This window comes from Streptomyces sp. NPDC094034, assembly GCF_040303865.1.
Classification (GTDB): domain Bacteria; phylum Actinomycetota; class Actinomycetes; order Streptomycetales; family Streptomycetaceae; genus Streptomyces.
Map to the genome: position 1 here is coordinate 142,796 of NZ_JBEOUD010000020.1, position 9,032 is coordinate 151,827.

The 9,032-nt window shown below is 70.4% G+C and carries 9 protein-coding genes; 7 read left to right on the forward strand and 2 right to left on the reverse strand.

Annotation, left to right across the window (positions count from 1 at the left end):
• Positions 1 to 47: 47 nt before the first annotated feature.
• On the reverse strand, positions 48 to 224 hold the full coding sequence (locus ABTZ59_RS19810; RefSeq protein WP_249950498.1) for a thiazolylpeptide-type bacteriocin: 177 nt from the start codon (positions 222 to 224) through the stop codon (positions 48 to 50).
• A 168-nt stretch (positions 225 to 392) separates the two neighbouring features.
• On the opposite strand from ABTZ59_RS19810, the gene ABTZ59_RS19815 reads away from it, so the two are divergent.
• Positions 393 to 1,688 carry an amidohydrolase gene (locus tag ABTZ59_RS19815; RefSeq protein ID WP_503003172.1) on the forward strand — a complete coding sequence of 432 codons (1,296 nt, stop codon included), beginning with the start codon at positions 393 to 395 and terminating at the stop codon, positions 1,686 to 1,688.
• Positions 1,689 to 1,721: 33 nt separating this feature from the next.
• On the opposite strand, the gene ABTZ59_RS19820 is transcribed toward ABTZ59_RS19815, so the two are convergent.
• Complete coding sequence (locus tag ABTZ59_RS19820) at positions 1,722 to 2,492, reverse strand: FadR/GntR family transcriptional regulator (RefSeq protein ID WP_351403704.1); 771 nt, start codon at positions 2,490 to 2,492, stop codon at positions 1,722 to 1,724.
• Positions 2,493 to 2,758: 266 nt separating this feature from the next.
• Between ABTZ59_RS19820 and ABTZ59_RS19825 the strand changes: the two genes are divergently transcribed.
• From ABTZ59_RS19825 to ABTZ59_RS19850, 6 genes are read left to right on the forward strand one after another with little or no spacing between them, the layout of a single operon-like run.
• Entirely contained in the window at positions 2,759 to 4,132 is a 1,374-nt protein-coding gene (locus ABTZ59_RS19825) for an MFS transporter (protein ID WP_351403713.1), read from the forward strand.
• Between the two features lies 1 nt (position 4,133).
• Entirely contained in the window at positions 4,134 to 5,861 is a 1,728-nt protein-coding gene (locus ABTZ59_RS19830) for a dihydroxyacetone kinase family protein (protein ID WP_351403722.1), read from the forward strand.
• Positions 5,862 to 5,888: 27 nt separating this feature from the next.
• A complete protein-coding gene (locus tag ABTZ59_RS19835; RefSeq protein ID WP_351403730.1) occupies positions 5,889 to 6,389 on the forward strand; it encodes a ribose-5-phosphate isomerase in 501 nt (166 codons plus the stop codon).
• Positions 6,389 to 7,174 (forward strand): triose-phosphate isomerase family protein, encoded by a 786-nt coding sequence (locus ABTZ59_RS19840; protein WP_351403736.1) that lies wholly within the window; start codon positions 6,389 to 6,391, stop codon positions 7,172 to 7,174. The genes ABTZ59_RS19835 and ABTZ59_RS19840 overlap by 1 nt, the downstream gene beginning before the upstream one ends.
• Positions 7,174 to 7,974: a sugar phosphate isomerase/epimerase family protein gene (locus tag ABTZ59_RS19845; RefSeq protein ID WP_351403744.1), complete on the forward strand. Its 801-nt coding sequence runs from the start codon at positions 7,174 to 7,176 to the stop codon at positions 7,972 to 7,974. Before ABTZ59_RS19840 ends, ABTZ59_RS19845 begins: the two co-directional genes overlap by 1 nt.
• Positions 7,974 to 8,831: a phosphogluconate dehydrogenase C-terminal domain-containing protein gene (locus ABTZ59_RS19850; protein ID WP_351403752.1), complete on the forward strand. Its 858-nt coding sequence runs from the start codon at positions 7,974 to 7,976 to the stop codon at positions 8,829 to 8,831. The genes ABTZ59_RS19845 and ABTZ59_RS19850 overlap by 1 nt, the downstream gene beginning before the upstream one ends.
• The last annotated feature ends 201 nt before the right edge of the window (positions 8,832 to 9,032 follow it).

The following is a 9,032-nucleotide window of genomic DNA, read 5'->3' on the forward strand; positions in this document are numbered from 1 at the left end:
CGCGGAAGTCGCGGGTGCCGCCCGCCCGTTGTGCGGAGCGCGGAAGATCAGGCGCTGCAGGAGGTGGTGCTGGTGGTGGAGGAGCAGGTCGACGTCGAGCTGCAGCTGGTGGAGCCCGCGAGCACGACCTCGCTGGCGTCCGAGTAGTCGGAGATCTCGAAGGTCTCCGACTCCAGCTCCATGATCTCGTCGGCGAGGGAGGCGAGGAGGGTCTTGTCAGCCATGGTGACTCCTAAACGAGAAGGCAGGGCCACCGGGCTTTCCCCGGCGGTCCCTTGTCGTGCCAGGGATATTCCAGCCGACCCCACTTCCACATCGGCAGGTCTTCCACTGACCAGTTGTGTCAGCGGTCTGTTGGTCACCCGCCGTGCTCCTGCCGCAGGATGGTGCGGGTGAACCACGTACCCGTCGCGTACCCCGGTGAGAACACGCCTGTCCTGGACGGGGTGCGGCGGATTCTCCGTCCCGCGGTCGCCCTCTATCTGGACCTGCACCGCCATCCCGAGCTCTCCGGTGAGGAACGGCGCACGGCCGGCCGGCTGGGGGAGTGGCTGACGGAAGCGGGCTACGAGGTGACGGCCGGCGTCGGCGGCCATGGCGTCGTCGGCGTTCTGCGCAACGGGGACGGCCCGCGTGTGCTGATCCGCGCGGAACTGGACGCGCTGCCGGTCACGGAACGGACCGGGCTGCCCTACGCGAGCGAGGGCCCGGTCATGCACGCCTGCGGCCACGATCTGCATCTGGCCGCGGTGGCGGGCGCGGCGTCATTGCTGGCCCGCGCCAGGGACCGGTGGCGCGGGTCGGTCGTGATCGTCGGCCAGCCCGCGGAGGAGACCCTCGCGGGGGCGCGGGCGATGCTGGAGGACGGGCTGTACGAGCGTTTCGGCCGGCCGGACGTGGTCCTGGCGCAGCACTCCGCCCCACTGCCCGGCGGCATGGTCGCCCATGGGTACGGTCCGATGCTCGCCGGAAGCGTCGGCTTCGAGGCCGTCGTCCACGGCCGGGCCGGTCACGCGGGCACCCCGCAGCTGGCGGTGGATCCGCTGGTCACCGCTGCGGCGGCGGTGCTGCGGTTGCAGAGCGTGGTGTCGCGCGAATGCGCCCCGACCGAATCCGCCGTGCTGAACGTCGGGTCGTTCCACTCCGGATCCGGCGGCAATGTCATCCCCGACCGGGCGACGCTCGGCATCACCGTCCGCGCCATGTCGGAGCGCGCGCTCGACCGGATGGCGGCCTCGGTGGAGCGGATCGTACGGGCGGAGTGCGCCGCGTCCGGCTGCCCCCGCGACCCGGAGATCACGATTGTCTCTCGCTCCCCGGTGACCCATCCCGACCCCGGGGCCACGGAGCTGGTACGCGACGCCCATCTGCGGCTCTACGGCCGTGAACGGGTGGCGCTCTGGCCGCCGGCCATGGCGAGCGAGGACTTCCCGCTGTACGGGGACGCGGGGGTGTCCGTGCATGGAATGGCGGGGATTCCGCTCGCCTACTGGATGTTCGGCACGGTGGGCCCGAAGACATGGGCGCGCACCCCCGGATCGGCGGAGGAGAAGCTCGCGGCTCTCCCGCCCAACCACTCGCCGGAGTTCGCCCCGGACGTCCGTACCGCGCTGCCCGCCGGGATCACGGCGATGACGGCCGCGGCGCTGTGCTGGCTGAAGGGCGGCGCCGGACCCGGGGTGGAATGACGGCGGTTGGGCGAAGGCGGGGCTCGCCGGCGGTCAGCCGGCGGGCCGCTCGTCCGAGCCGATGGACTCCCGCAGTCGCGCGTTGGCCATACGCATGTGCTCGGCCATCGCCTCGTTCGCCGCGTCGGGGTCGTGCGCGCGGATGGCCTCCAGTACGGCGTCGTGCTCGCAGAGCGTGCCGCTGACGGTGCCCTCCAGATCGCTGACCCGCTCCATCCATACCTGGAGCAGTGCGCGGATGCTGTGCAGGATGTCGCTGAGCACCGAGTTGCGCGCGATGTTCGCCGTCTCCAGATGGAAGGCGATATCGGCGTCGATGAACGCCGCGGCATCGGTGCCCGCGTCCCGCATCCGCTGAAGATGGTCTTCGAGCCGCGCCACATCCTCCTCGGTGGCCCGCTCCGCCGCCAGCCGCGCCGACACGCCTTCCATGTGCGTGCGCACCTCCACCAGATCCTGGGTGCGCCGCTGGCCCAGCATCAGGCCCCAGTTGATGGCGCGCGGCAGGAACTCCGAGGTTCCCTCGCGTACATACGAGCCCGAGCCGGGGCGGATCTCGATGATGCCGAGCACATCGAGCGCCGAGAGCGCGCCGCGCACGCTGGAGCGCGCGACCCCCAGCGCCTCGGCGAGCTGGCGCTCGGCGGGCAGCCGGGTGCCGGGCTTGATGTCGCCCGCGGACAGATGGTCGAGGAGCCGCTTCGCGACCTCGCTGACCGAGGACTCACGCACCACCGGGCGCAGCAGCTGGGCGAGATCCGGTGAACCGGACGGATGCTGATCGGGCTGACTGGTCACGGTCACCAGTACACCAGATGGGTATTCCCGCTGCTCACGGGTGTCCCTAAGCACCCTCCCGGCGCGTCGCGAACGGCTTTGTCAAGAGAGATGTAGGTCACTCGAAAAGTGACCCTCGCCACATTGGTCAATTGGTGACCAATTTTCTTCCGGGGGTTACGTTGAAGACACATCAGTCGGTCGAGCGGGTGCCGCGCCCGGTTTCAGCCACGATCGCTGCCGACTGTGCCCCCAGTCCGGACAGAGCTGTCCGGCGCAGCCGAGGAGTCGCCATGGGTGCCACCGCGTTGTCGTCCGCGCCATCCGCCGTGGAGAGATCAGCGATCAAGAAGGTCTCGATCCGGCTTGTCCCCTTCGTGGCCCTGATGTTCTTCGTGAACTATCTGGACCGCACCGCCGTCTCGTTCGCGGAGCCGAACGGGATGGGGACGGATCTCGCGCTCACCGCCGCGCAGTTCGGATTCGCCTCCGGCGTCTTCTTCATCGGCTACATCGTCCTCGAAGTCCCCAGCAATATGGCGCTCCACCGCTTCGGCGCCCGCCGCTGGCTGGCCAGGATCATGGTGACCTGGGGCATCGTCTCCCTTCTCTTCACGTGGGTGCAGAACAGCGAACAGCTCTATGTCCTGCGCTTCCTGCTGGGCGTCGCCGAGGCCGGGTTCTTCCCCGGCGCGATCCTCTTCCTGAGCCAGTGGGTGCCCACCCGGCACCGTACGAAGGTGCTCGCGCTGTTCTATCTCGCGCAGCCGCTCACCACCGTCCTGGGAGCCCCGCTGGCCGGCTGGCTGATCGGCCACCACGGCCTGTTCGGTCTTGAGGGCTGGCGCGTGATGTTCCTCTTCGTCTCGATCCCCGCGATCCTGCTCGGTGTCGTCGCCTGGTTCTATCTGATCGACCGCCCCGCCGACGCTCCGTGGCTGTCCACCGCCGAGAAGGAGTGGCTGACCGGCGAACTCGCCGCGGAGAACGCCACCAAGACCGGGAGTGCGGAGCGTGGCCATGGCCGTGAGGCCCTGAAGGAGGCCTTCCGCAGCGGCCGGGTCTGGGTGCTCGCGATGGTCTACTTCGGCTTCATCTACGGCCTGTACGCGCTCGCCTTCTTCCTGCCGACGATCATCGAGGGGTTCCAGGAGAGCTTCGGTACGTCGTTCAGCGTGATGGACAAGGCGCTGATCACTGCCATTCCGTATCTGCCGGCCGCCGTCGTCCTCTTCTTCTGGTCCCGGAACGCCACCCGGCACTCCACCCGCACCTGGCATGTCGCGGGCCCGGCCGTCGTCGGTGGAATCTCCATCCCGCTCGCGCTCTACATGAACTCCCCGGCCGCGACCATCTCCGTCATCACCGTGACGGCCTGCGCGATCTTCGCCGCGCTGCCGGTCTTCTGGTCGATCCCCTCCCGCTTCCTCACCGGCGCGGCAGCGGCGGCGGGCATCGCCCTCATCAACACGGCGGGAAATATCGCGGGCTTCGCCGCCGGCTATGTCACCGGCTGGCTCAAGGACTTCAGCGGCGGCTACACCCTCTCCATGTTCGTCGTGGGCGGCTTCATGCTGCTGTCCGCCGCACTGATGGTCGCCCTCTCCCGACGCCGGCCCGCCGGCCCCTCCCACCCCACGGACCAGTCGCTTCTTGAGGTGCACTGACATGACCCGCCTGTTCAACGCTCCCGCCGCCTTCGCCGACGAGGCGCTCGAAGGCTTCGTCGCGGCCCACCGCCGCTGGGTACGGCCCGTGTCCGGCGGGGTCGTACGCAGCGCACCGACACCCCGGGGCCAGGTCGCCGTCGTGATCGGCGGCGGCTCGGGCCACTACCCGGCGTTCTCCGGTCTGGTGGGCCCCGGGCTGGCGCACGGCGCAGCGGTCGGCAATGTCTTCGCCTCGCCGTCCGCCCGGCAGATCCGCACCGTCGCGGAACACGCCCACGCCGGGGGCGGAGTGCTGCTGATGTTCGGCAACTACGCGGGCGATGTCCTGCACTTCGGGCAGGCCGCCGGGCAGTTGAACGCGGTGGGTATCGAGACCCGCTGTGTCTCCGTCACCGACGACATCTCCAGCGCGGACCGGGCCGACCAGGACAAGCGGCGGGGCATCGCCGGTGACCTCCCGGTGTTCAAGGCCGCCGCCGCGGCGGCCGAACAGGGTCGCGATCTGGCCGGGGTTCTGGCCGTCGCCCGGCACGCCAACGCCCGTACCCGCTCCTTCGGGATCGCCTTCGGCGGCTGTACGCTGCCCGGCGCCGACCACCCCCTGTTCACGGTCGACGAGGGCAGGATGGCGGTCGGCCTCGGGATCCACGGCGAGCCGGGCATCGGCGAGCGCGAGGTGCCCAGCGCCGACGGCGCCGCCGAACTGCTCGTCTCCGCGCTGCTCGACGAACTCCCCGAGGGTGTCACGAAGCCAGGGGGCGAGCGCGCCGCCGTCATCCTCAACGGGCTCGGCACCGTCAAGTACGAGGAACTCTTCGTCGTCTACCGGCGGGTGGCCCAGCTCCTGGCCGAGGCCGGTGTCGAGGTCGTCGACCCCGAGGTCGGCGAGCTGGTGACCAGCTTCGACATGGCAGGCGTCTCGCTCACCCTGTGCTGGCTGGACGAGGAGCTCGAACCGCTGTGGACCGCCGGCGCCGACACCCCGGCCTTCCGCAAGGGCGAGGTCACCGCACCCGTCGCGGGACCCGCCCAGGAGATACGGACCGACGAGCGGGGCGAGACCGTTCCCCCCGCCACCGAGGTCTCCCGTACCTCCGCCGCCACGGCCGTCGCCGCGCTGCGGGCCGTCAAGGAAACGGTGGACAGGCATGCCGAGGAGCTGGGCCGTATCGACGCCGTCGCCGGAGACGGTGACCACGGCATCGGGATGCGCCGCGGCTCCGAGGCCGCCCACGCGGCGGCCGTCCGCGCGGCCGAGGCCGGTGCCGGCGCGGGTACGGCGCTCGGCGCCGCCGCCGACGCCTGGGCGGACAGGGCAGGCGGCACCTCCGGCGCGCTGTGGGGCGTACTGCTCCACGCGGTCGGCGCCGCGCTCGGCGACACCGAAGCGCCCACCGCCGGGACCGTGGCGCACGGCGTGTCCGAGGCATCCGCCGCGGTACGCCGGCTCGGCGGCGCCGAGGTCGGTGACAAGACGATGGTGGACGTCCTCGTACCGTTCGCCGACGTCCTCGCCGCAGCCGTCGCCACCGGCGCGGCGCTCCCTGACGCCTGGCACCGCGCCGCGAGCGCCGCGGAGGACGCGGCGAAGGCCACCGCCGGTCTCGTCCCCCGTGTCGGACGGGCCAGGCCGCACGTCGAGCGATCCCTCGGGACCCCGGACGCCGGCGCCCACTCCCTTGCCCTGATCGTCCGCTCCGTGCACGGCGTACTCGCCCCGCACTGACCCCCACCCACCGAGGAGCAACACCCCATGAGCGACAAGCTGCGGATCGTCGTCGGCTCGGACGACGCCGGCTTCGACTACAAGGAAACACTGAAGAGGGACCTTCAGCGGAGCGATCTGGTCGCCAGCGTCACCGATGTCGGTGTGGACGCCGACGGACACACCGCGTACCCGACGATCGCCATCGCCGCCGCCGAACTGGTCGCGCGCGGCGAGGCCGACCGCGCGCTGCTCGTCTGCGGCACCGGCCTCGGGGTGGCGATCGCCGCCAACAAGGTCAAGGGCATCCGCGCCGTCACCGCCCATGACTCGTTCTCCGTCGAGCGCGCGGTCCTCTCCAACAACGCGCAGGTCCTCACCTTCGGCCAGCGCGTCGTCGGTCTGGAGCTGGCCCGCCGGCTGGCCGGCGAGTGGCTCACCTACCGCTTCGACGAGTCCTCCGCCTCCGCCGCCAAGGTCCAGCTGATGAACGACTACGAGACCGACGACGCGACCGCCGAAGCGACCGACGAGGAAGCCGCCGCCTGATGCCCGCCACCACCCTGCTCGGGGTGAGTCTGAAGATGTACTTCGGGCATCACGAAACCCTCAACTGGGCTCGCCGCGTCGGCGACATCGCCGCCCGGCACCCGGCCGTCACCGAGGGCCGCACCGAGCTGTTCGTCCTGCCGGCCTTCCCGGCGATCGTCCCGCTGCGCTCACTTCTCGCCGGTACGGGCGTCCGCGTCGGCGCGCAGGATCTCGCCACCGACGACCGGGGCCCCTACACCGGAGAGGTCTCCGGTCCGTATCTCAAGGAGATCGGCTGCTCCTACGCGGAGGTCGGCCACGCCGAACGGCGCCGGCTCTTCGGCGAAGGGGACACCGTCGTCGCGGCCAAGACCGCCGCCGCCCTGCGTAACCGCCTCACCCCCGTGCTCTGCGTCGGCGAACTGGACCCGGCTGGCCCCGCAGAGGCGGCCGACCGTACCGTCGCCGAGCTGGCCCGGATCCTGGACACGGCCCAGCACGACGGCGGCGACGCCGGTGAGGTCGTCGTCGCCTATGAACCGCAGTGGGCGATCGGCGCACCGAGCCCCGCCTCCCCGGAACACATCACCACCGTCTGCGCGGCCCTGACCTCCTGGCTGGCGGCGCGCCCCGGGTACGCGGGCAGCCGGGTGATCTACGGCGGAAGCGCCGGTCCCGGACTCCTCGGCAGGCTCGGAGAAGGCGTCGACGGACTGTTCCTGGGGCGTTTCGCTCACGATCCGGACGCCGTCGAGCGGATCCTCGACGAGATGAGCGACCGCACGGCGAAGGCGGGTGGCTGATGGCGTACGGACTCAGCACCTACGCGTACTTCTGGCGTCTGTCGTCCCGCGCGCCGAAACCCCTCACCGTCGAGCGGATGCTCGTCAACACGCGTGAACTGGGCGGCGATGTCTTCCAGATCTGCGACTACCCGCTGATCGAGACCTTCGACGCCGCCCGGCTCGCCGACATCCGCGCCACCGCCGAGGACCTGGGCATCACCCTGGAACTGGGCACCCGCGGTATCGGGCGGGACCATCTCGCGCGCTATCTCGAACTGGCGGGCACGCTGGACGTCACGCTCGTCCGCTCGATGATGAACACCGCCGATCACCGGCCGGACACCGCCGAGGCGACCGCGCTGCTGCGCGCGAGCGTCCCCGCCTACGCCGACCGGGGCGTCACGCTCGGCCTGGAGACCTACGAGCAGGTCTCCACCGACGACCTCCTCACCGTCATCCGCGCGGTCGACGATCCTCACCTGGGGGTCGTGCTCGATCCGGGCAACTGCGTGGCGCGGCTGGAACACCCCCGGGACGTCGTCGAGGCGACGGCTCCCCATGTCGTCAACATCCATGTCAAGGACTTCGCCTTCACCCGGCGGGACGGCTGGGTCGGCTTCACCTACGCGGGCTGTCCGCTGGGTGAGGGACAGCTCGACCACGCCCATATGACCGCGACCGTACGGCCCGATCAGCGCGGGATCAATCAGATCGTGGAGCACTGGCTTCCGTGGCAGGACGACGGATTCGAGACCACCGCCCGGATCGAGGACCGGTGGACCCGGCACTGCATCAGCACACTTCAGAGGAGCGAGTAATGGCCATCGAGAACAAGACCGTCGCCGTCATCGGTGCCGCCGGAAAGATGGGCAGGCGCGTCTCCGACAACCTCGTCAAGAGCGACTTCCGGGTGCTGTTCGCCGAGAACTCCCCCCAGGGCCAGGAACTGATCCGGAGCCTCGGCCGTGAACTGACCGAGTCCGCCGAGGCCGCCGCACAGGCGGACGTGCTCATCCTGGCCGTGCCGGACGTCGTGCTCGGCGTCGTCTCCGAGCAGCTCGTCCCGCTGATGAGGCCCGGCTCCGTGCTGCTCACCCTCGACCCGGCCGCCGCCTACGCGGGTCTGCTCACCCGCCGCGACGATGTGCACAACGCCGTCGCCCACCCCTGCCATCCGTCCGTTTTCCTGGAGCGCACCACCAAGGAGGAGTACGCGGACACCTTCGGCGGAATCGCCGCGCCGCAGGAGGTCGTCGCCTCCTTCGAGGGCCCCGACCCGGGCGTCCAGGAGCTGGCCGAGTCCGTGATCCGCACCATGTACGCCCCGGTGGTCGATGTGCACTGGGTGACGGTCAAGCAGCTCGCCGTCCTGGAGCCGACCCTGGTCGAGACCATCGCCTGCATGGTCGGGGCGCTGCTCACCGAGGCTCTGCACGAGACCGTCCACACCGTCGGCGTTCCCGAGAAGGCCGCCCGCGCGATGCTCCTCGGCCACACCCAGGTGGCGCTGGCCAACACCCTCAAGGGCGACAACCCGTTCTCCGACGCCTGTCTGATCGCCATGGACTACGGCCGCGAGTCGATCGTGAAGGACGACTGGAAGAAGGTCTTCGAGGACGACGAGCTGGACAAGGTCATCACACGCATGCTGCGGATCAAGGAGATCAAGCGCTGACGACGTCCGCCACCGCTCGGACGGCCTCCCCGGCGCACCCGCCGGGGAGGCCGTCCGTATATACGGGACAGCACATACCAGGCTCAGCACATGGGGGGCTCAGCGTCCTAGGTGTATTGATCCGCAGCGTTGTTTACGCGGCTGATCGGGGGCTGGCCTGCGAGTGCGGTGTGGCTGCGGTGGTGGTTGTAGGTGTGGAGG

Bases quoted from the DNA above. Each gene is read 5' to 3' on its own strand.
- ABTZ59_RS19810 (WP_249950498.1), bottom strand. From the start codon at position 224: ATGGCTGACAAGACCCTCCTCGCCTCCCTCGCCGACGAGATCATGGAG.
- ABTZ59_RS19825 (WP_351403713.1), top strand. From the start codon at position 2,759: ATGGGTGCCACCGCGTTGTCGTCCGCGCCATCCGCCGTGGAGAGATCA.
- ABTZ59_RS19830 (WP_351403722.1), top strand. From the start codon at position 4,134: ATGACCCGCCTGTTCAACGCTCCCGCCGCCTTCGCCGACGAGGCGCTC.
- ABTZ59_RS19835 (WP_351403730.1), top strand. From the start codon at position 5,889: ATGAGCGACAAGCTGCGGATCGTCGTCGGCTCGGACGACGCCGGCTTC.
- ABTZ59_RS19840 (WP_351403736.1), top strand. From the start codon at position 6,389: ATGCCCGCCACCACCCTGCTCGGGGTGAGTCTGAAGATGTACTTCGGG.
- ABTZ59_RS19845 (WP_351403744.1), top strand. From the start codon at position 7,174: ATGGCGTACGGACTCAGCACCTACGCGTACTTCTGGCGTCTGTCGTCC.
- ABTZ59_RS19850 (WP_351403752.1), top strand. From the start codon at position 7,974: ATGGCCATCGAGAACAAGACCGTCGCCGTCATCGGTGCCGCCGGAAAG.